Origin of the sequence: Antarctobacter sp. (genome assembly GCF_048262615.1) — a bacterium.
Classification (GTDB): Bacteria; Pseudomonadota; Alphaproteobacteria; order Rhodobacterales; family Rhodobacteraceae; genus Antarctobacter.
Genome location: NZ_JBLXFB010000001.1, coordinates 55,139 through 76,123, shown reverse-complemented (window position 1 = coordinate 76,123; position 20,985 = coordinate 55,139). Strand labels below are relative to the sequence as shown.

The 20,985-nt window shown below is 63.7% G+C and carries 21 protein-coding genes; 8 read left to right on the top strand and 13 right to left on the bottom strand.

Annotated elements, in window-relative coordinates; genetic code table 11:
- The first annotated feature begins 57 nt into the window (after nt 1-57).
- Nucleotides 58-879 carry a nucleoside triphosphate pyrophosphohydrolase gene (gene mazG / locus ACN0S5_RS00360; RefSeq protein WP_417204959.1) on the top strand — a complete coding sequence of 274 codons (822 nt, stop codon included), beginning with the start codon at nt 58-60 and terminating at the stop codon, nt 877-879.
- Between the two features lie 148 nt (nt 880-1,027).
- On the opposite strand, the gene ACN0S5_RS00355 is transcribed toward mazG, so the two are convergent.
- Nucleotides 1,028-1,936, bottom strand: coding sequence for an AEC family transporter (locus ACN0S5_RS00355; RefSeq protein WP_417204957.1), 909 nt, complete (start codon nt 1,934-1,936; stop codon nt 1,028-1,030).
- Between the two features lie 388 nt (nt 1,937-2,324).
- Here ACN0S5_RS00355 and ACN0S5_RS00350 point away from each other — a divergent pair, with 388 nt between their 5' ends.
- Nucleotides 2,325-2,750: a hypothetical protein gene (locus ACN0S5_RS00350; RefSeq protein ID WP_417204955.1), complete on the top strand. Its 426-nt coding sequence runs from the start codon at nt 2,325-2,327 to the stop codon at nt 2,748-2,750.
- A 319-nt stretch (nt 2,751-3,069) separates the two neighbouring features.
- Here ACN0S5_RS00350 and ACN0S5_RS00345 read toward each other — a convergent pair whose 3' ends face one another.
- The 3 genes from ACN0S5_RS00345 to fabD all read right to left on the bottom strand — a co-directional run bounded on the left by ACN0S5_RS00345 (nt 3,070) and on the right by fabD (nt 5,216).
- A complete protein-coding gene (locus tag ACN0S5_RS00345; RefSeq protein ID WP_094035528.1) occupies nt 3,070-3,303 on the bottom strand; it encodes an acyl carrier protein in 234 nt (77 codons plus the stop codon).
- Between the two features lie 219 nt (nt 3,304-3,522).
- Nucleotides 3,523-4,260, bottom strand: coding sequence for a 3-oxoacyl-ACP reductase FabG (gene fabG, locus ACN0S5_RS00340; RefSeq protein WP_417204954.1), 738 nt, complete (start codon nt 4,258-4,260; stop codon nt 3,523-3,525).
- A 17-nt stretch (nt 4,261-4,277) separates the two neighbouring features.
- On the bottom strand, nt 4,278-5,216 hold the full coding sequence (gene fabD / locus ACN0S5_RS00335; protein WP_417204952.1) for an ACP S-malonyltransferase: 939 nt from the start codon (nt 5,214-5,216) through the stop codon (nt 4,278-4,280).
- 179 nt (nt 5,217-5,395) lie between these two features.
- Here fabD and ACN0S5_RS00330 point away from each other — a divergent pair, with 179 nt between their 5' ends.
- A complete protein-coding gene (locus tag ACN0S5_RS00330) occupies nt 5,396-6,595 on the top strand; it encodes a cytochrome b/b6 domain-containing protein (RefSeq protein WP_417204950.1) in 1,200 nt (399 codons plus the stop codon).
- A 72-nt stretch (nt 6,596-6,667) separates the two neighbouring features.
- On the opposite strand, the gene ACN0S5_RS00325 is transcribed toward ACN0S5_RS00330, so the two are convergent.
- Entirely contained in the window at nt 6,668-7,246 is a 579-nt protein-coding gene (locus ACN0S5_RS00325) for a YceI family protein (protein ID WP_417204948.1), read from the bottom strand.
- A gap of 105 nt (nt 7,247-7,351) precedes the next feature.
- Nucleotides 7,352-7,609 carry a hypothetical protein gene (locus ACN0S5_RS00320; RefSeq protein WP_417204946.1) on the bottom strand — a complete coding sequence of 86 codons (258 nt, stop codon included), beginning with the start codon at nt 7,607-7,609 and terminating at the stop codon, nt 7,352-7,354.
- A 238-nt stretch (nt 7,610-7,847) separates the two neighbouring features.
- Between ACN0S5_RS00320 and rpsF the strand changes: the two genes are divergently transcribed.
- From rpsF to ACN0S5_RS00300, 4 genes are all read left to right on the top strand, one after another.
- The gene (gene rpsF / locus ACN0S5_RS00315) at nt 7,848-8,219 is read left to right on the top strand and encodes a 30S ribosomal protein S6 (RefSeq protein ID WP_323770025.1); all 372 of its coding nucleotides are present in this window, start codon (nt 7,848-7,850) and stop codon (nt 8,217-8,219) included.
- A 22-nt stretch (nt 8,220-8,241) separates the two neighbouring features.
- Complete coding sequence (rpsR, locus tag ACN0S5_RS00310; protein WP_058310770.1) at nt 8,242-8,469, top strand: 30S ribosomal protein S18; 228 nt, start codon at nt 8,242-8,244, stop codon at nt 8,467-8,469.
- Nucleotides 8,470-8,481: 12 nt separating this feature from the next.
- The gene (gene rplI / locus ACN0S5_RS00305) at nt 8,482-9,102 is read left to right on the top strand and encodes a 50S ribosomal protein L9 (protein WP_417204944.1); all 621 of its coding nucleotides are present in this window, start codon (nt 8,482-8,484) and stop codon (nt 9,100-9,102) included.
- 222 nt (nt 9,103-9,324) lie between these two features.
- Entirely contained in the window at nt 9,325-10,323 is a 999-nt protein-coding gene (locus tag ACN0S5_RS00300) for a hypothetical protein (RefSeq protein ID WP_417204943.1), read from the top strand.
- Nucleotides 10,324-10,553: 230 nt separating this feature from the next.
- Here the strand turns inward: ACN0S5_RS00300 and tig are convergent, their stop codons facing one another.
- The 6 genes from tig to ACN0S5_RS00270 all read right to left on the bottom strand — a co-directional run bounded on the left by tig (nt 10,554) and on the right by ACN0S5_RS00270 (nt 16,984).
- Nucleotides 10,554-11,879: a trigger factor gene (tig, locus tag ACN0S5_RS00295; protein ID WP_417204942.1), complete on the bottom strand. Its 1,326-nt coding sequence runs from the start codon at nt 11,877-11,879 to the stop codon at nt 10,554-10,556.
- Between the two features lie 103 nt (nt 11,880-11,982).
- Nucleotides 11,983-12,708 (bottom strand): HAD family hydrolase, encoded by a 726-nt coding sequence (locus ACN0S5_RS00290; RefSeq protein ID WP_417204941.1) that lies wholly within the window; start codon nt 12,706-12,708, stop codon nt 11,983-11,985.
- An 81-nt stretch (nt 12,709-12,789) separates the two neighbouring features.
- Nucleotides 12,790-13,800 carry a glycosyltransferase gene (locus tag ACN0S5_RS00285; RefSeq protein WP_417204939.1) on the bottom strand — a complete coding sequence of 337 codons (1,011 nt, stop codon included), beginning with the start codon at nt 13,798-13,800 and terminating at the stop codon, nt 12,790-12,792.
- 27 nt (nt 13,801-13,827) lie between these two features.
- The gene (locus ACN0S5_RS00280) at nt 13,828-14,820 is read right to left on the bottom strand and encodes a glycosyltransferase family 2 protein (RefSeq protein WP_417204938.1); all 993 of its coding nucleotides are present in this window, start codon (nt 14,818-14,820) and stop codon (nt 13,828-13,830) included.
- Between the two features lie 12 nt (nt 14,821-14,832).
- The gene (locus tag ACN0S5_RS00275) at nt 14,833-15,750 is read right to left on the bottom strand and encodes a glycosyltransferase family 2 protein (protein WP_417204936.1); all 918 of its coding nucleotides are present in this window, start codon (nt 15,748-15,750) and stop codon (nt 14,833-14,835) included.
- A gap of 4 nt (nt 15,751-15,754) precedes the next feature.
- A complete protein-coding gene (locus tag ACN0S5_RS00270) occupies nt 15,755-16,984 on the bottom strand; it encodes an oligosaccharide flippase family protein (protein ID WP_417204935.1) in 1,230 nt (409 codons plus the stop codon).
- Between the two features lie 190 nt (nt 16,985-17,174).
- On the opposite strand from ACN0S5_RS00270, the gene ACN0S5_RS00265 reads away from it, so the two are divergent.
- Entirely contained in the window at nt 17,175-18,404 is a 1,230-nt protein-coding gene (locus ACN0S5_RS00265) for a polysaccharide biosynthesis/export family protein (protein ID WP_417204933.1), read from the top strand.
- A 10-nt stretch (nt 18,405-18,414) separates the two neighbouring features.
- Here the strand turns inward: ACN0S5_RS00265 and ACN0S5_RS00260 are convergent, their stop codons facing one another.
- Entirely contained in the window at nt 18,415-20,970 is a 2,556-nt protein-coding gene (locus ACN0S5_RS00260) for an ATP-binding protein (RefSeq protein WP_417204932.1), read from the bottom strand.
- Between the last annotated feature and the right edge of the window lie 15 nt (nt 20,971-20,985).

Sequence of the window (20,985 nt, the reverse complement as noted above, 5' to 3'; positions counted from 1 at the left end):
TCCCCGTGCCCGATCCGACATTTCAGGGACCATGGGACCAAAGCGGGGGCGGATGCAATGAGCGACGATGTGATCCACAATCCGAAGGGCGGGATGCCGCGGCTGTTGGAAATCATGCGCCGGTTGCGCGACCCGGATGGCGGCTGTCCCTGGGATCTGGAGCAGAGTTTCGAAAGCATCGCGCCCTACACCATTGAGGAGGCCTATGAGGTCGCCGACGCGATCGAGCGCAAGGACTGGGCCGAGCTGAAGGGAGAGTTGGGCGACCTGTTGTTCCAGTCGGTCTTTCACGCGCAGATGGCCGAAGAGGCGGGGTTGTTCACCTTTGATGAGGTCGCCGACGGGATGTCGGACAAGATGGTGGCGCGGCATCCGCATGTCTTTGGCGATGAGAGCCGCGACAAGTCACCCGAGCAGCAGACCCGCGACTGGGAGACGATCAAGGCCGCAGAGCGGGCCTCGAAAAAGGAGGCCGGCGTGTTGGACGGGGTGGCGATGGGCTTGCCGGCGCTCCTGCGGGCGGTGAAGCTACAGAAAAGAGCGGCGCGGGTGGGGTTTGACTGGCCCACAACCGATGAGGTCATGGACAAGCTGCGCGAGGAAATGGATGAGCTGCGCGAGGCTGAGGATGATGACCATCGCTTTGAGGAATTTGGCGATCTGCTCTTTGTGATGGCCAATCTGGGGCGGCATATGGGGATCGATCCGGAGGCGGCGCTGCGGGCGGCGAATGGGAAATTCACCCGGCGTTTCAGGTCCATCGAGGCGGCCCTGGCCGCGGAGGGGCGGCGGCCCGAGGACAGCGATCTGGACGAAATGGACCGGCTTTGGGATGCGGCCAAGGCGGTGGAGAAGGCGGCGAAAAAATCGGAGACTTGAAGGCGCTTGGTGAGGCTGTCCACACGTGGCGGGATTTGTGACGTCGCGTCTTCAAGGGCTTACAGAGACGGTTTTACCTTTTGGTTACGATTTGCGCCAAAGGAAGATGGGTTGAAAACCCATCCTACGGGCCGGGTCAGGCGGAGTCTCAGCCCAGACCGAGGACCAGCAGCACCAGCGGAATCGTGACCACCGCCGCCATGGTCTGCGCGGTCACAAGACCGGCCATAAAGGTACCATCGCCGTTCAATTGCCGGGTCAGCACATAGGCGGTCGGGGCCGTGGGAATGGCCGAGAACACCACCAGCACCAGCGCCTCTGCCCCGTCGAGACCATAGGCAAAGCCGATCAGCGCCGCCAGCAAGGGCATCGCCAGCAGACGCAGCGCCACGTTGCCCGCCACCGGGCCAACGTCCTGACGCAGGGCCGAGGGTTGCAGCGCCGCCCCGACGCAGAGCAGGCCCAGCGGCAGGCTGCCCCTCGCCAAAAGCTCCAGAAAGGTGCCCATGCCACCGGGCAGGCCCACCCCCAACAGCGCCAGCGCGATGCCGACAAGACAGGCAAGGATCAGCGGATTGCGCAGCATCGTGCGCAGCAGCGCGCCGGGACGGCGCAGGACCTCACGCTCGCTCAGCGCGATGATCGACAGCACGTTGACGACCGGCACGCAGACCGCAAGGTAGACCGCTGCGCGCTCCATCCCCTCGGCCCCTGCCAGACTGGCGGTGACGGCAAGGCCGAGGTAGGTGTTGAACCGCACGACGCCCTGCAAGGCCGGGCCAAAGCGGGCCGCTGGCGTGGGAAAGACCCGGCGCGCAACAGCCATGCCAAGCGCGGCCAGACAGATCGTCGTGAGGGCCGCCGCCCCCAGCCGCAGGATCTGCGGGTCGCCGATGGGCGCATCGACCAGACTGGACACCAGCAGCGCCGGAAACAGGATGAAATAGTTGATCCGCTCCGCCGCAGGCCAAAAGCCGGGATCGGGAAAGCCTTTGCGGGCCAGAACATGGCCAAGGCAGATCAGCGCAAAAAGCGGCCATATCGTGATGAGAAGCACGCGTTGGAGTCCCGGTGGGTCAGGTGAGGTTGGGCGCTACTTAACGCCGTCCTTTGGGGAAAGGCCAGTGTGGGATGGGGTCGGGTGGCAAGGTTTTAGGCGGAGGGGCCAAGATGTATCATGGTTCTGGCGGAAACGGTTTTGGGGGTGCTGCGGCTAGTACTGTTGATGCTGGCCCTTGGGTTGTTGAGGTCGGTAGATCATGGATTGCATCGAGCCCAACTTGACGGATTCTGCTAAATGGGCGAGTATTGACTGCAACCTTTTCAAGTTTTGAAACCGACAAGGTCTTCTCGAGTTGTAGCGAAAAAAACTGCATGAATTGCAAGGTGCTTCCGTGGTTTGGACGAAGTTCTTAAAAAGGAAGCGTGATCCACGGTCAGAGAAAATGATTCAAGAGGCATCTACGCTCGGTCGTCGTGCTTTTCTTGTCCAAGAGATGCTTGCTATTACCTCTCTTTCGACCGTGAAAGGCGCAAAAGAAATCCTCGACAACCCACATCACATGCTCGCGATAGAACTACCCTTCATGTGGGGTTGGTTCGAAGCCTTTGCTGAAATCCAGGGAGAATGGCCGACGTCGCCAGACCAACGGGCGACTGTACATATTATTCGGTATTGTATCGATCACCACGAGATGGATTTCAATCAAGCGTGTGCCGAAGGTAATTATTTGGATCAAATGTGGAACGAAGAAGATCCGCTATTCGAGGCGTTTCGACAGCGCGGGAGGAAAGCATTCAAGGAGCCACGTCGCGAGATTCTTGCCCAAGCTATTATGCAAATCTCGGATTTTCGGAGCGAGACGACATGAGGTAGAATTTGTCAGAGGGGCACTTCCTTGAGATGACCTTCACGCAACCTCAGCGAGTGCAGCTCCGTCCGCACTGCCATCCTTCATCCCTTCAATACTGTGCGCAATGCAGGCGGCTGGTCTGGTGACGTTGCTGCGCGGCATCGGAGCCAGCGACCAGTGGCGTCAATGGACCTGTCACGACGGTCGTACTACCCAAATCGATGCTCCGGACAGCCCGCACAGCTGATCAAAGCGGTATTCGTCAAAGACAGCCCCCCAACGAAAAACGGCGCCCCCGCAAGGGAGCGCCGTTTAACTGTCGCCGATGGCGAAACGCTTATTGCGCTTCGGTGATGAACTTCACCGCGTCGCCGAAGGTCTGGATGGTTTCGGCCGCGTCGTCCGGAATCTCGATCCCGAACTCTTCTTCGAAGGCCATGACCAGTTCCACGGTGTCCAGGCTGTCCGCGCCGAGATCGTCGATGAAGGAGGCCGATTCCGTCACCTTCTCTTCTTCCACGCTCAGGTGCTCGACCACAATCTTCTTCACGCGATCTGCGATGTCGCTCATGTCAGTTCCTCACAAGTCTGTCGGGCGCTGTGGCCCATTCTGCCCTGCCCGTGGCGTGGCGTCTTTTGCCCTTGCGGGCGGCTCGATCCCCCGGAAGACCGGGTTTGCCGATGGCCCGCAGAGGCGGGCATCCGGCGGAAAATCTGCGCGGCCTATAGCACAGGCGGCGAGGATGGCAAACGCTTTCCCATGCCGCAGTGCAACAGCCCGCAGGGCGTCTCACAACATGGCCATGCCGCCGTTGATGTGCAACGTGGTTCCCGTCACATACGCTGCTTCGGGGCTGGAAAGATAGAGCACACCGGCGGCAATTTCGTCCGCAGACCCCATGCGGCCGGTGGGGATCTGGGTCAGGATGGCGGTTTTCTGGTCATCGGTCAGTTTGTCCGTCATCGCGGTTTCGATGAAGCCGGGGGCCAGCGCATTGACGGTGATGCCGCGGCTGGCGACCTCATAAGCCAGCGATTTGGACATGCCGACCATGCCCGCCTTGGCGGCGGCATAGTTGCCCTGACCGGGGTTGCCGGTGGCCCCCACCACGGATGAGATGTTCACGATCCGGCCCCAGCGCGATTTCATCATGCCGCGCAGCACGCCTTTGCACAGGCGAAAGGTGGAGGTGAGGTTGACGTCGATGACGCTCTGCCATTCGTCGTCGGACATGCGCATGAACAGGTTGTCACGGGTGATGCCGGCGTTGTTCACGAGGATGTCGACGCTGCCCATCGCCTCGACCGCCTGTTTGGGCAATGCGGTCACGGCCTCGGCGTCGCTTAGGTTGCAGGGCAGGACAAAGGCGCGGTCGCCGAGGTCGGCGGCCAGCGCCTCGAGCGGTTCCACGCGGGTGCCGGACAGGCCGACAGTGGCGCCCGCGCCGTGCAGCGCCTTGGCGATGGCGCCACCGATGCCGCCAGAGGCCCCGGTGATCAGCGCGGATTTTCCGGTCAGATCGAACATGCTCTTATCCTCTTTGTTCAGGTCGCGGCCGCGACGGCGGCGGTGACATCCGCGGCCGAGCCGATGTTGCGGACGGTGGCGGGGCGGTGGATGCGGCGCACCATGCCGGACAGGGCCTTGCCCGCGCCGATTTCCCAGAAGTCCTCGACCCCTGCGTCGACCATGGCCTGCACGGATTCGCGCCAGCGGACCGCGCCGCAGATCTGCGCCTCTAGCAGGGTGCGGATCTTGTCCGGGTCGCTGACAGGGGCGGCCTCGACGTTGGAGACCACCGGCACGGCGGGGGTCTTGATCTGGACGTCGGCCAGCGCCTGCGCCATCGCCTCGGCGGCGGGTTGCATCAGGGCGCAATGGAAGGGCGCGGAGACCGGCAGCATCACGGCGCGTTTGGCCCCTGCCGCCTTGGCCAGTTCGACGGCGCGTTCGACGCCCGCCTTGTGGCCGGAGATGACCACCTGACCGGGGTCGTTGTCATTGGCGGCGGCGACCACATCGCCCTGAGCGGCCTCGGCGGCGACCTTGCGCACGGCATCAAGGTCCAGCCCCAGCAGGGCGGCCATCGCGCCCACGCCCACCGGCACGGCGGCCTGCATGGCCTGCCCCCGCTTGCGCAGCAGGCGCGCGGCGTCGGCAAGGGTCAGCGCACCGGCGGCGGTCAGCGCGGAATATTCGCCCAACGAATGCCCGGCGACAAAGGCGGCGGCGTCGATTGCGATGCCTTCGGCCTCGAGCGCGCGCATGGCGGCCATCGAGGTGGCCATGAGGGCGGGCTGAGCGTTCTCGGTCAGGGTCAGCGTCTCGATCTCGCCTTCCCAGATCAGCGCTGACAGCTTTTCTCCAAGGGCTTCGTCGACCTCGTCAAAGACGGCGCGCGCCGCTGGATAGGCCTCGGCCAGATCGCGGCCCATGCCGATGGTCTGCGCCCCCTGTCCCGGAAAGATGAATGCGCGGCTCATGCCCGTCTCCTCAGCAGAAAAATTCCGTTCCGCAGGGCTTACCCGTCCGCGCCGCGTTAGGCAATCACTTGGGGCTGCTCTGCAACGGCGCTGGCCCCCTGTGCGGGCGCGCGGAATTGTGCCCTGCGGCCCCTGCGTTAGCTGTAGCCGCAAAGAGACCGTTACGTCGAGGACCACAGATGGCACTGACCAACACATCGCAAAGCTATGGCGCGATCACCAAAACCCTGCACTGGCTGACAGCCTTTGGCATCCTTGGGATGATCCCGCTGGGGCTGATCGCCAATGAATTGCCTTATGAAACGGCAGACCAACTGGCCAACAAGGCGTGGCTGTTTTCGCTGCACAAGACCGTGGGCGTGGCGCTGTTTTTCATCGCGCTGGTACGCATCCTCTGGGCGCTGACCCAGCCCAAGCCGGAACCGCTGCACCCGGAGCGCCGGGCAGAGACATTTGCCGCAGAGTCGGTGCATTGGCTGCTTTATGGCTCTTTGGTGGCGGTGCCGCTGTCGGGCTGGGTGCATCACGCGGCGACCGCAGGCTTTGCCCCGATCTGGTGGCCATTGGGGCAATCGCTGCCCTTGGTGCCGGAAAGTGAGACACTGGCGGGGATCGCCTCTGGCCTGCACTGGGTCTTTGCATGGGTGCTGGTGCTGTCACTGATGCTGCATGTCGCGGGCGCGGTCAAACATCACGTCATCGACCGCGACGCCACGTTGCGGCGGATGCTGCCCGGTCGGACACGGGCCGGTGGCGATGCGGGCAAACGGCACCGGCTGACCGCACCCGCCGCTGCGCTGGCGGCCTGGGCCGTGGCGCTGGGGCTGGGCGGGTTTGTCGGGGCCTATGGCGAGCGCAGCGATGCGGCGCAGGTGGTCGCATTGCAAGAGGTCAAAAGCGATTGGCAGGTCGCCGAGGGCACGCTGGCGCTGGAGGTGCGCCAGTTCGGGCAGGAGGTTCAGGGCTCGTTTGGCGCATGGACCGCGCAGATTGCCTATGACGACAGCGACGCCCCCGGCCCCAAGGGCGATGTGCGTGTCGAGGTGGCCATCGGCTCGCTGACGCTGGGATCGGTCACGGCGCAGGCCATGGGGCCGGAATTCCTTGACGCGACGCAGTTTCCGACGGCGGTTTTCACCGCGGACATCACCCGTGGAGACGCGGGGCTGGTGGCCAATGGCACGCTGGACCTGAAAGGGCGGCAAGTGCCGATCACCCTGCCCTTTGCCCTGACCATCGACGGCAACGTGGCGCAGATGACCGGCACCGCAACGCTGGACCGGCGCGATTTCGGCATCGGTGAAAGCATGACCGACCCGGCGCAACTGGGCCATGAGGTTGTCCTTGACGTATCGTTGACCGCGCACCGCGCCGAGTGATCGCTATACGCAAAGAAAAACCCCCTGCGCTGTGAGGCGCAGGGGGTCTTTTTTTGTCGGGGAAACCGGCGCTTAGTCGGCCTTCATCGCCTCAACCGAGATCATCACCTGAACCTCGTCACCGACGTAGGGCGCGAACATGCCCAGATCAAAATCCGACCGGACAAGTGTGGTGGTGGCGTCGAAACCGGCCCAAGGCTTGCCTGCCGTGGGGTGCACGCCCGACTGGTTCAACGTGGCGTCCAGAGCGACCGATTTGGTCACGCCGTTCAGCGTCAGGTCGCCGGTGATGACGGCGGAGATCTCTCCGGTCACGTCGATGCCGGTCGAGGTGAATGTCACCATCTCATCGGCGTCGGCCCCGAAGAAGTCGGCGGCCATGAAGTGGTCAAACCGTGCTTCCCAGCCGGTGAGCATGCTGCGCACCGGAAACGACACCGTGACGGTCGAATTCGCGGGCGCGGCCTTGTCCCAGGCGATTTCACCGTCGAACCCGGAGAACATGCCGTAAGTCGTCGAATAGCCAAGGTGGCTGTAGGTAAAGACGATCTGGCTGTGGCTGGGGTCCAGCACATAGGTTTCGGCGGCGTCGCTGGCCAGCGCGGCAAAGGGGAGCGCTGCGATGGCCGTGGCAAGGAAGAACTGTTTCATCAAGTCTGCACTTTCTGTTGGCTTCTGGTGCCGGAACAGATGGCGCGATGCTGCGAACCGCTCAATCCCTGCAAAATCAACAGGGTCCGTGCGTTCCCGAACAGATCATTCGGGCAGTTTCTTGGGCACCGTCATCAGGCTGAGGCCGACACCGAGAAAGACAATCGATACGCCCAGCTTGATCAGCAGAACCGACGGCAGGGTGATCCCCTCGGGCACCAGCCACAACAGGAAGGCCGCGATGGTCATCGCCGCCCCTACCAGCCGACGGGCGATGCCGTCGATATTCACCGATTGCCGGTCGGCGGATGCCGTGTCGTCGGATTTCGCGAACCCGGTCTGTGCGGTCTCTGTCAGTGCCATGATACTCTCGTCCTCTGGTTTTTGGTTAACGCCAGGTTAAACCGGAGATTGAGCCATGAATTGGGCGCGACCGGGGCAATCCGTTGGCATCCCGGACGGGCCTTGCGGATTGCGGGGATGCGTGTATATGGGGCGTTCCTTCCGCAAGGACGTTTTCCCGCGCAGTCTCTCGTGGGCAGGGTGTGGAAGGATTTGGCCCCTGCCCTATGAAATGCGCCTCGATAGAAATGGAGTGCACATGCCGCTGTACGAGCATGTCTTTATCGCGCGTCAGGACCTGTCCAACGCGCAGGCCGAAGGGCTTGTCGAACATTTTTCCACGGTTCTCTCCGACAACGGCGGCAAGGTCGTTGAAAGCGAGTACTGGGGCGTCAAGACGATGGCCTACAAGATCAACAAGAACCGCAAGGGGCATTACTCTTTCCTCAAGACCGACGCACCTGCCTCGGCCGTGCAGGAAATGGAACGCCTGATGCGCCTGCATGATGACGTGATGCGCATCCTGACCATCAAGGTCGATGCCCATGTCGAGGGCCCCTCGGTCCAGATGCAAAAGCGCGACGAGCGCGGTGACCGTGGCGACCGCCGCGAACGCCGTCCCCGCGACTGATCTGAAGAAGGAGAGCTAACCCATGGCCGCAAAACCGTTTTTCCGCCGCCGCAAGGTCTGCCCCTTCTCGGGCGACAATGCACCCAAGATCGATTACAAAGACACCCGTCTGCTGCAACGCTACGTCAGCGAACGCGGCAAGATCGTGCCGTCGCGTATCACCGCCGTCTCGGCGAAAAAGCAGCGTGAACTGGCCCGCGCCATCAAGCGCGCCCGCTTTCTCGCCCTGCTGCCCTACGCCGTGAAGTAAGGAGAACCTGACATGCAAGTTATCCTTCTCGAACGTGTTGCCAAGCTGGGCCAGATGGGCGACGTCGTCGACGTCAAGCCGGGCTTCGCGCGCAACTACCTGCTGTTGCAGGGCAAGGCGCTGACCGCGTCGAAAGAGAACATCGCGCAGTTCGAAGTGCAAAAAGCACAGCTCGAAGCGCGGAACCTCGAAACCAAAACCGAAGCCGAAGCGCTGGCATCGCGTCTCGACGGACAGCAGTTTGTCGTGATTCGTCAGGCGTCGGACGGTGGTAACCTCTACGGTTCCGTCACCACCCGTGACGCCGCCGATGTGGCCACCGCCGAAGGTTTCTCGATCGACCGCAAGCAGGTGCTGATCCGCACCCCGATCAAGGAACTGGGTCTGCATGAGGTCGAGGTGCACCTGCACCCCGAGGTCATGGTTGTGATCCTGCTGAACGTTGCACGTTCGCCCGAAGAGGCCGAGTTGCAGGAAAGCGGCAAGTCGATCCGCGAACTGGCAGCCGAGGAAGAGGCGCAGGCCGATTTCGAAGTGTCGCAACTGTTCGATGAGATCGGTGCCGCTGCCGATGAGGACGATGGCGGCGACGCCCCGGTCCGCACCGAGGCCGCCGAAGGCGACGACGACTGACACCGGCTATCCGGACAACAAAGAAAGGGACGCCGTGCAATTGCGCGGCGTTCTTGTTTTGCGGGTCGCGAATCCGGCTGGCATACGCTCCAACTCGGTATCCTTCCAACCTTGGCCGAGAAAGCCCGGACGACCCAGGCCAGCGCAAAACGCCTTGACCAGGTACTATTGAAGTTCCAATCTGATAGTTTCTCCCAAGATCAGATTGAGGACTTGCAAACGATGAAGCGGCTGATTTTAATATGTTTTCTTCTTGTCCCGAACCGCATTACGGCGGCTACGATCGAAGAAACCTGCATGATGCGTTTTTGCGTACTTGAGATAACGGGCGTAATTGACAAGGCCACTGTTTTAGATGTTGCCAAGGCCATAATAAATCAGCCTCAGCTTGATGCGGTCTTTTTATCCAGTCCTGGTGGCGATCTTAAGTCTGGATTGGATATCGGAAGACTTTTCAGGGCGAACTTCATTCGAACTATTGTCAGGAGCGGTGAAGAATGCTCGTCGGCCTGCGCCTACGCGTTCCTAGGGGGGGTCGACCGCACCGTTGAATCTGAAGGCTCGGTTGGTTTTCACCGGTTCCTGCTCCCGGAAGGCACTTCAAGATTGGTCGACGCCAATACGATGATTAGACAAGCACAGGCACTGTCGGGTGAACTCCTTGAGTACACCATCACGATGGGCGCTGATGCGCGCCTGTTTGTGAAGGCATCCGCTACAGCCAGTGACGAAATGTTCTATCCTGATGCGAAGGAACGGCTTGACTACGCAATTGATACTCCACCCTCTTTCGATGATTTCTACTTGTCTCCGATTGGAGCGGGAGTGGCGGCGGTCAGCCTGCGAGATCACACATCTCATCGCTTCGACAATGTGAGCCGAGTTTCGCTTTTCTGCCGCCAGGAACAGAGTTATGTCGCAGTACAATCAACTATCGAGGCGATAGGTCAACCGATTGAACCAATGATTATCGTTGTTAAAGGCAAGGAACGAGTCGAATTAAAGGTCCCCGCCAAAGATATTCAATCAAACGTGGATGGGCAATTTTCCATTTATACGGTGAAATTGTCAGAGAGGATTGAAGTCGTTCTGACCTCGGCAGAAGTCATTGAACTTCTCATACCCTTTTCTTATGCTAACGGTGGCGATCTGCGGTTTTCCAAGTCTCTCAACAAGGATGAGCACGGTTTTATTGCGGCCAGCCTGAGACTTTGCATTTGAGGACACATGGCAGCGACTTCTTCCGTCTCGACCCGACGGAGTGTCCGCAAGGATCTGTCCTTGAGCAATAGCAGACCGCCCCTGAACTGCGAACACCCCGCCTCAAGCAAATGATCGCCTTTGCCGATACTCCTAGAAATGGTCGGACATGCCGCGACCCTACGTTTCAAAACATGAAAAAAGCCGCCCCTACCGGGGCGGCTTTTCCGTAGACTTAAGGCCGGGGACGATTATTCGTCGTCCAGTGCCTCGACCGCCTTCTGAAGGTCCTCTTTCGAGATTTCCTTTTCGGTCACTTCGGCCTTTTCGACGATGTGGTCGACAACCTTGTCTTCGAAGATCGGCGCGCGCATCTGCTGCTGCATCTGCGGGTTCTGGCGCACGTATTCAAAGAACTCACGCTCTTGACCCGGATACTGGCGTGCCTGATTCATGATCGCCTGAGTCATCTCGGCCTCGGAGACTTCGACCTCTGCCTTCTGACCCAGATCAGCCAGCAGCAGGCCAAGACGCACGCGGCGCTCTGCCAGCTTGGTGTGCTCCTCGGTGGTCTCGATCTCGGGGTGATCGTGGCCCTGCACGTCGGGGTTTTCCTCGTGCCACAGTTGGTGCGCGATCTGCTTGGCCTCGGCGTCGACAAGGGTCGGCGGCAGTTCAAAGCTGACCAGCCCATCAAGGCTATCGAGCAGCGACCGCTTCAGGACCTGACGGGCGGCACCGGCGTATTCGGCCTCCAGACGTTCCCGAATCTGGGTCTTGAGGCTGTCGAGATCCTCGGCACCGAATTTCTTGGCCAGTTCATCGTCGATCTCGGCGGCCTTGGGGGCTTTGACACCCTTGACGGTCACGTCAAAGACAGCGGCCTTGCCGGCCAGATGCTCTGCGCCGTATTCCTCGGGGAAGTTGACCTCGACGGCCTTTTCGTCGCCGGTGGACACCCCAACCAGCTGCTCTTCGAAGCCGGGGATGAAGGAACCCGAGCCCAGCGTCAGCGGATAATCCTCGGCGGCACCGCCCTCGAACGGCTCACCGTCGACCTTGCCGACGAAGTCGATCACAACCTGATCGCCATCTTCCGATGCGCCGTCTTTGTCCTCAAAGTCCTGCGCGGTTTCGGCGAGCGATTTCAGCGCCTCGTCAACGGCAGAGTCCTCGGCCTTGACCACCAGCTTTTCGAGCTTGATGCCCGACGCGTCGAATTCCGGAACCTCGGGCAGCGCCTCATAGGACATCTCGACATGCACGTCGTCGCCTTCGGACCAGTCTTCGTTGGTCATCTTGACTTCGGGTTGCAGCGCCGGACGGTCGCCGCTGTCCTCAAAGTGCTGGTTCATGGCACCGTCGATGACCTCTTGCATGGTCTCGCCCAGCACGCGCTGGCCGAACTGCTTTTTCAGCAGCGGCAGCGGAACCTTGCCCTTGCGGAAGCCCTTCATCTCGATGTCGGGCTGCGCTTCTTTCAGCTTTTCGGTGACTTTCTCTTCCAGCTCGGCCGCCGTCACGGTGATGGCGTAGCCGCGCTTGAGGCCCTCTTTCAGCGTCTCGGTGACCTGCATCTTTTTTTCCCTCGGAATGGTCAAGCGCCCCGGAAACCGGGGCGCGAATGGTCGACGAATTTGGCACCTTCTATTGCCCGCGACGCCTCGGCGCAAGCCGCTTTCAGGCCGGAATCCGCAGCGTTTCGGCCTGCATTCGCTGATAATGGGGCAATGCGGCGTCATGAACCGCGCGCAGGGCGGGGTCGACCGGGGGCAACGGCCCCTCTGCCCCGGCAAACCCGGTCGAGCGGTGAACGGCGTCATACCAATGCGCTGCCCAGACGCCATCGTCCGGGTGCCCGCCCGCAGGCCACGACAACATGGAAGGATCGAATGGCAGGCCGATGGCGTCACAAAGCGCGCGCAGGGCCGGTTCCGGCGCGCGGCGAATGTCCACGCTGTCGATGACCGCATAGCGCCAGCCGCGCGCGCGGACCGCATCGAACACCGCCGCCTGCTGGGCAAATCCGATGTCCGTCAGATCGGGGTTTTCGCGTTTCACCGCATAGCTGGCCAGAACCCGCGCCGGGTGGCGGATCAGAAAGACATGCGCCGCGCGCCCGGCCCAGTCGAGGCTGTCGCCCTCCAGCACATGATGCGTCATTAGCTTGAGGTAATAATGCGCCGCGCCCTTTGGATCGGGCGCGGCGCAGCGGCGGGCGACCTCTGCCGGGTCGGCTGTTCCCGCCGCGATGATCTCATCGCGCATGGGATGGTGTATCCCGGTGCGGGTGAGATAGGCGGCGTAAAAGGGTTCATCCCAGACACCGCAGTCGGCGCGGGCACCGAACGCATACATGAGGGCAGTCGACAGGTTGCGGGGCCCCGACCAGCACGCGATATTCATGCCTTGGTCCCCCGTCCGTGAGTGGTGGTTTGATGTGTCATGCCCTATGTCATGCGCGCAAACGGCGCCCGCGTCGACCCATCAGGAGGCCAGCAACGCCGCTTCCTGACGGTCCCGCCCAAGGACACCCGAAATCAGGCGGTCCCAGGCGTTTGCAAAATCCGTTTCGGCCCGGTCCGTCGGGTCGTCTGGCACGCCCACCGGGACGTTCAGCGCCCGGCCCAGCGCGCGGGTCCAGCTGTCGACCGACCACCCGGCCACCGTTTCGGTGCGCCCGGCGGTCTGATCGCTCAGCCCGTCGACGCCGGAGGACACCAGCGGACGGCCCGCGGCGCGCGCCTCCAGCGCGACAAGTCCGAAGGCCTCCCAACGGGAGGGCATGGCAACCACGTCGACCGCTGCCATCGCCGCCTCGGGCGAGGCCGCATGGCCCATGAAACGGATGCGCTCATCCCCCCCGGCCAAGGCCTCAAGCGCCGCCCGTTCGCGGCCTTCGCCGTAGACGTTCAGGCGGATGTCGCGGCGCGCGAGGGCCCGAAAGGCGGGAATCAGCAGGTCGAACCCCTTTTGCGGGTCCAGCCGACCAATCGCGCCCACGGTGCGCCGCGTCGCGGCACCCGGTGGCACTGCGCGAAAGCCCTGAAGATCGACAACCGGGTTGATCACCTGCAACGCCGTGTCGCTGACAAGGTTGCGCGCCTGCATCCAGCGCGCCTGCCCCCGGCTGACCGCCACGACGCGGTCAAACAGCGCATATGTCGTGCGCAGCAAGGTGTGAAAGCGCCGCTTGGCCGGGACATTCAGCGCGGCAAAGCCTTCGGTATAGCTGTGCTCGACATGAATCAGCGGGGTGGCCGCGTTGCGGGCGCGGAACAGGATCAGCACCGGCAGCATCCGCCAATTGACCGTCAGGTGCGAGACCACGACATCGGCGGCCACCGGCGGCAGCGGCTTGCCGCGCAGGACGGGCTGCACGCTGTGGACGGCGTTGCGCGCCATCAGCGGACAGTGGCGGATGTGGTCGAGGACGCGCATGACACCACCGGCGGTGGTGTCCTCGATCAGGTGCAGCACGTGGGGACGTTTGGTCATGGCCAATTCCTTTCTGGAGAACCGGGGTCAACGGGTGGCGCGACATCCGGGATGCAGGCGCTTGGCAAAGCCAAGGACTGAAGGACCGAACCGGTCGAGGGCATGCGCGGCGGCCCATGTGGTCAGCGTCTTGGCCGGCTCCTCGCGCAGCGGCGCGCGTGACAGGCGCAGCGCATTGGCGATCAGCGCGCGCGCCGTGGCGCCGTCGGAATCGCTGACCGCGCGCCGCGCGAGGTAGCGCAACTGGTAGGCGCGTGCGGCGCTCTCATGACGGGCGAAAAACTCTGGCGCCATCGGGCGCAGCTTGTCCACCATCCGCTCCCACGAGGCGAGTTGCGCGGTGGTGTTGGCCGACAGGCCGCCGGGACTGATCCGGTAGCCGGTCAGCAGACCGGGCACGCCTTGCAACTGCCAATCCGTTGTCAGCGCCAGCCGGGTCCAGCATTCGATGTCTTCGGACTGGCGGAACGACTCGTCAAAGACCCAGTCGCGTTGGGTCTCGAACCGTGGCCGCCATGCCAGCGCCGCCAGCGCCGCGCGGCGAAACACCGGCGCAGAGCCATTGCCGACCGGGTTGCGTTTGAACACATGGGCGGCGGTAATGCCGGTCAGGCGCGGCTTCTGCGCATGGCCGGTGGGACGTCCCTCGGCGTCGATCAGCGCCGAGCCGGAGTAGCTGAGCCCGACCTGCGGCGCGGCGCGCAGATGCGCGATATGCGCGGACAGTTTGCCCGGCATCCACAGATCGTCGGCATCGCAAAAGCCGACAACCTCCCCCTGCGCCGCCGCGATACCGCTGTTGCGGGCCCCGGCAAGGCCCCGATTGGCCTGCCGAACCACGCGGATACGCGAATCGCGGGCGGCAAAGCCAGCGGCCAGCTCTGCGGTTTCATCGGTCGATCCATCATCGACCACAACAATCTCAAGCTCACGCCAGCTTTGGTCCAGCAACGACTCGAGCGTTGGGCGCAGGGTGGCGGTGGCGTTGAAGGCAGGAACAACTATCGAGGCAAAGGGCATGAAACGGGGTCCTCAGTGAGCAAACAGGGCGCGCCGCAAAGCGGTGGGCAGACACGGGGCAATCAGGGCGGCACCAGCGGTGGCGACACCGCGACGCGGCGGCATCAGAAAGGCGCGCGGTGACAGACGCATGCCGCGCAGGGCAAGGCGGCGGGCGATATGCGGTCCTTGATCCAGCCGCAGCGCGCGCCGCGCGAGATAGCGCAGATGGACGGCCTCGGCGCGGGCATCAGGTGCGACGCCGTAGCGGCGCGCGGTCTTCAGCGCCTCGGCGCGTCCGCGTTGCATCCGGTCCAGGTCTGCGGAAAGGCCGCCGGTGCTGGCGCGATAGCGGACATGCAGGCGGTCGATGCCGCGCAGGACACAGCCCTCGCCAACAAGGCGGATCAGGAACTCCAGATCCTCGTTATGGACCATGTCCGCGCGAAACCCGCCCAAAGCGGCAAAGACCTCTGCGCGCACCGACAGGTTGGACATCGTGCAGACCGGGTTTTCGCCCAGCAGCATCTGCACGGTCACCGCGCCTGCCGGAACGGTGGACAAAGTCCCGAGGCTTTGCGGGTCCACGTTGAAAAACCCGATCTGGCCGAACAGCGCATCGCTCCCCGTCGCGTCAAACGCCTGCGCCAGACCCGCCAGCTTGTCCGGTTCCCACAGGTCGTCCGCGTCACAAAAGGTAAGGATCTGCCCGCGGGCGCGCGCCGCGCCAAAGTTGCGCGCATCGCTTGGGCCCTTGCCCGGATTAACCAGCAACACGATGCGCGAATCCGCCTGTGCCGCCTCTTTGACCAAAGCGCGGGTGGCATCGGTCGAGCCGTCATCGACGACCAGTGCCTCCCAGTCGGCAAAGCCTTGTGCGGTCAGGCTGGCCAGCGTGGCGGGCAGGGTTTCAGCGGCGTTGCAGGCCGGGATCACGATGGTAAAACGCATGGGATCAGGCCCTTTTCAGCGACGGAAGGAAAGCAATGTTCAGCGCGGGCCAAGCAAGCAGCGTCATGGTCGCGCAGGCGGTGATCAGGTAGCCCCAGGCGATGGCGGTCAGGCCGTGCGGCGCAAGAACCACGGTGTTGAGCATCAGTGCGGCGGTGAGGATCGCCGTGCCTTTGAGTTCCTGCATCGGGCGCCCCTCGGCGCGCATCCACCCGGCTGCCCCGGTCCACAGCATGGTGGGGATCGCGGCCAGACACAGGATCGAAACAATGCCGCTGATCCCTGCCCATTTCTCTCCCAAAAGAAACGGCACGTACCAAGGGGAAAGCGCGGCTTGCAGGATCACCGCCGGGGCGACCAGAGCGACCGACACCAGCAGCCCCTGACGCAAGGCGACCGCGCGATCCTCGCTGGCGCACAGATGAGGAAAGAGGACAGCGGCGAAGGCGGCCGAGAATGACGTGGCAAGGCTGAGCCCCGCGTTGAACGCCATAAAGTAAAGTCCCAGCGCCTGCGGTCCCAGCAGAACGCCGACCAGCAGTTTGTCCGCTTGCAGGCGCAGCGCCTTGACGATCTCGACGCCCAGCACGGCCCAGCCGAAGGTCACGAAGGGACGCACCGGTGCAAACCCGGCGGCGGGCTGACGGGTCCAGCGATGCAGGCGGCGCACGGTGACCAGCCAGATCGGCGCGGTCAGCAGACGCGGCAGCACCAGCGCGATGGCTCCGGGCCAGACAATGGCCAGAACAACCGACATCAGGTTGGCCGAAACCGCCTGCGTGCCCGCGATGGCCGCCGTCTGGCGCATCTTGCCGCTGCGCATGGCCAGCGCGACCTGCACCAGACCGCCGGGCATGAACAGGTATTCGCCCGCCAGCAGCAGGATCAGCGCGCTGACCACCGCCGACCCGCCAAGGCCAAGGTAGATCCCGGCCACCGTGACCTGCACGGCGAACAGGCCAAGGCACCAGATCCAGAACAGGCGGTGCGCGGTGTTGCAGGTGGCGTCCAGGTCGTCATCGCGGGCGGCAATGATGCGCTGCACAACGCCGTTTTCGGTCAAGGCCTTGAGGATATCGCCGGTGGCAAGGGCCGCCGCCGCCAGCCCGATCTGTTCGGGGTCCAGAACGCGCGCAACGGCAATCACCACAAAGAGGCGTGACAGCTTTGTCACAACCTCGGAGGCTCCGTAGGCCATCAGGTGGCTGATGAATGTCGATCTGTTGCGCGGCACGCCGAAGTCTCCGATTGTGTGACCAAGAAATACGCCAGCGGTGCAGGCAAAGTCGCGCGCGCGGCGGGACGACCCGGCGGCGCGGACGGGTGCCCGCCTCTCCGAAAGGATAGGGCCGCTATCCGCCGTCATGGTTGACCGCCCGGCCCGGCCCGGCCACTGCGGCGCAGGTGTTGAGAATGAGGTTTGAATGGTGCAGGTGCGGACAGGCGCGCTGGGAGTTGGGTTTGCCCTGGGATTGACGGCAACGGCCTGCGGGCCGATCACATCGCCGGACAACATTCCCCCCGTGGCCAGCGGCCACGCCTATCAGGCGCAATACCGCGACCCGCCGCCGCGCGATGAGGTCGCGCCGGTCCTTGTGTCTGCCCGGATGAACGCCCAGCGCTGCAAACCCTATCGCGGGGCGACCGCCGATGGCGGCAGCAAGGGCAGCGGCCTTGTTGCCGTGGTCCTGCGTGGGGAACGGCTGTCGCGCAACGATCTGCTGGATATCCGCGTCGCCGATGACGAGACCTTTAACGGCGATTACGTGATCTCGCGCGATGGTCTGATCAAGCTGCCCTACCTTGCCCCGATCCGCGCCGAGGGGCGCACCACCGACGATATCGAACGCGATCTGACGCGGGCGCTGATCGCCGATGGCTTTTATGACGACGCGCCGCGCCTGTCGGTCCGGGTGCGCGATTTCGCGGGCGTCAGTGTCGCCGTGTCCGGTGCCGTCTTTGACCCCCACGCGATCGAGGTGGGGGCGGTCGCAGGCGACAGCATCGACCGGGCGCGGCAGGCGGCCATTGGCGCCTCGACAGAGGCCCGCAACATGTCGGACGCGCTGCGGTCTGTCGGCGGGGTGCGCCCGGACGCCGATCTGTCGGCGGTGACGCTGATCCGGAACGGCAGGCGATACCCGCTGGACATGCGCGGCGTGTTCGAGGGCAGGCATGCGGTCGACGTGATGCTGATCACCGGGGATGAGATCGAAGTGCCGTCGCGGCTGTGTTTTCAGGACAACCTGATGCGGCCCGGTCCGGTCAGCCCGCCCGGCGTGTCGCTGTTCCTGTCGAACCTGACCCAGCCCGCCACCGGCAACGCCCCGTCCGCGGTCGGACGCGACGTCCGCGAGGTGCCCTATGGCACGCGCTTCATGCAGGCGGTGGTCGATACCAACTGCGTGGGCGGCGCGCGCGCCAGCAGCGCGCACCGGTCCGCGCTGCTGTTCACCCGTGACCCGATGACCGGCGTGTCGATCGTGATCGAACGCCGGATCGAAGACATGCTGCGCCGCGCCGACCGGGACGACTATGACCCCTATCTGCTGCCCGGCGATTCCATCGCCTGCTATGACAGCCGCATCACCAATGTCGCCGAGGTCGCGCGGGTTGTCGGGGCCGTGGGGGCCGCCGCGATGCTGACCCGCTGAGCCGGTTGGTTCAGCCGACGCTGGGGGCCGGTGCCGTCTGCCATGCCTGACGTGCCGCCTGCACCGCATGATCCAGCGCCTGCGCATCCTCGGCCTCGGCGGCGGCTTCGACCCTGAGCAGCGCCATGCGCAGGTCCGGTTGGCCAAAGGCGGCGGCGCTGCCTGCGATCCGGTGCGCGCGATCCGCGATCTCTGTCCAGTTGGTGGGGCTGGAGCCCAGCCAGTCAAACAGCGCCTCGGTTTCGTCCAGATACCGCGCCATGAGCGCGGCAATCGGGTCCGGCGTGGCCGGGACTGGCGCGGGCGGGGCTTGCGGCGCGGCTGTCTGGCCTGCGTCAGAGGCATCGACCGCGCAGAACCGCGCTATCACCTGAGACAGTTCTTCCTTGATCAGCGGCTTGCCAAGGAAGGCCGACATGCCGCCGGCGATGAACCGGTCCTTGGCCTCTGGCAAGACGTTTGCCGACAGGGCGACAATGGGCACGTCGCGGCTGGCCCCCTGCCCTTCGCGGATCGCCTTGGTCGCGGCCAGCCCGTCCATGACCGGCATCCGGATGTCCATCAGGATCAGGTCAAAGCGGTCCGCCTCTGCGGCCTCGACCCCTTCGCGCCCGTCGCGGGCCACGGTCACGCGATGGCCAATGAGGGTCAGCATGTCCTGCGCCAGTTGCAGGTTGATCTCATTGTCTTCGACCAGCAGAATGTTGCGGTCGGTCAGCGCCGGGCCAGTACCAGCGCCGGTATCCGCAGCGGTGCCAGCGCCGGGGAGGGCCGCGGTGGCGGGGGCCTCTGCGGGCGTGACGGGCAACCGCACCCAGAAAACGCTGCCTTCGCCAAGGGTGCTTTCGGCCCCGATCTCGCCCCCCATGGCCTGCACAAATCTGCGCGCGATCCCAAGGCCAAGACCGGTGCCCGACACATTGTGTTCCGACGCGTGGGCGCTGGTCTGGAAATCCTCAAAGACCCGGTCCAGATCGCCATCGGCAATGCCGATGCCGGTGTCGATGACACGGACGTCGAGACAGGCCGCATCGCGCGGCCCGTCGGTGCCATTGCAGGGCGGATCGCTCTGCTCAAGCTCGATCAGGATGCGGCCGTGATGGGTGAACTTGACGGCATTTCCGATCAGGTTCAGCAACACCTGTTGCAGGCGCGACAGATCAATCATCGCCCAGTCGAGCGGCTGTCCGATCCAGGTCCATTGCAGCGCCGTGCCATTGACCTCTGCCGCGCTGGTCAGGCTGTCCACGATATCCTGAACCAGACGGCCAAGGTGCACCGCCTCAACCTGCGCGTCCCTCGCCCCGGATTCGAACCGGGCAATGTCCAGCACCGCGTCGACATGCGACATCAACAGCTTGCCCGAGACGGACATGTTGTGCGCATAGCGCTGCTGGACCGGCGTCAGCGGCGTCTCTTGCAGCAGCGACAGGTTGCCCAGCACACCGTTGAGAGGCGTGCGGATTTCGTGGGTCATCATGGCAAGGAAATCGGCCTTGGCCTTTTCGCCTGCCAGTGCCTTGTCCCGTGCCTCGACCAGTTCGTTTTCAGCGGCAACCCGGTGCGAGATGTCACGCAGGAAACCGATCAGGATCTCTTCGTCGCCGGTCATCGCGGATTCTAGGGCAAGTTCGACCGGGAACACCTCTCCGTCGCTGCGCATGCCTTCCAGCCGGACCCGGCCATGGCCCACAACGCGGCGTGCGCCGGTTGCGTGCATCCGTTTCATGCCGGCGTCGTGCAGATCGCGCAGATGGTCGGGCACAATGACCTGTCCGATGTTGCGCCCGATCACATCCACGACGTCGCGTTTGAAAATCCGTTCCGCCGCCGGATTGAACTGCTGGATTTTGCCGTCGATGTCGGACACGATCACCGCATCCAGCGATGTATCCAGCACCGTGTTCAGACGGGCATAGGCGGCGGCCAGTTCTTGCCCGCGCACTTCGGTCTGGCGCGTGGCGCGCCGCGCGTGTCCCAGTAGCACAACCAGCGCAAGGATCAGGAACGCGGTCAACAGGGCCACACGCAACAGGGTGACGGCCACAGAGGTCCGTTGCTGGTCGGACACCCGCGCGAACTGCAACAGCCCGGCGGTGGACATGTCGCGCAGATCGTGCTGACCCGCCCGCAACCGCGCATCGACGGTTCCAAGGGTCCGGATCAGGTCGTCAGGCGGGCCGTCGATCAGCACCACCAGATCGTCCAGCAGCCCGCGGATCTCGGCCAGCGGCACGGAAAAGGCGGGAACATCGCGCAGGGCGGCATAGACCGTGCCGGACTCAAGGGTCGATATCCGGCTGTAGAACACGTCGAACTCTTCGATCACCTTTTCCAGATCCGGCGCGTCCTGAAGCTGTGCCTCTTCAACCGCCAGCCGCAGTTCAAGGAACTCGACTTCGGCCTGCGACAGCGTCCATTGCACATTGTCCGACGTGGCCGAGTTCAGCAGCCGCAGATCGCGCACGATCTCGACCGCCAGAAAGACGATGGAGACCACACACAGGAACGCGACGCCGAAAATGATCACCCGGCCGCTTTTGCGGAGCCCGCCCGCGACGTTCATGATGTGACCGTGTCC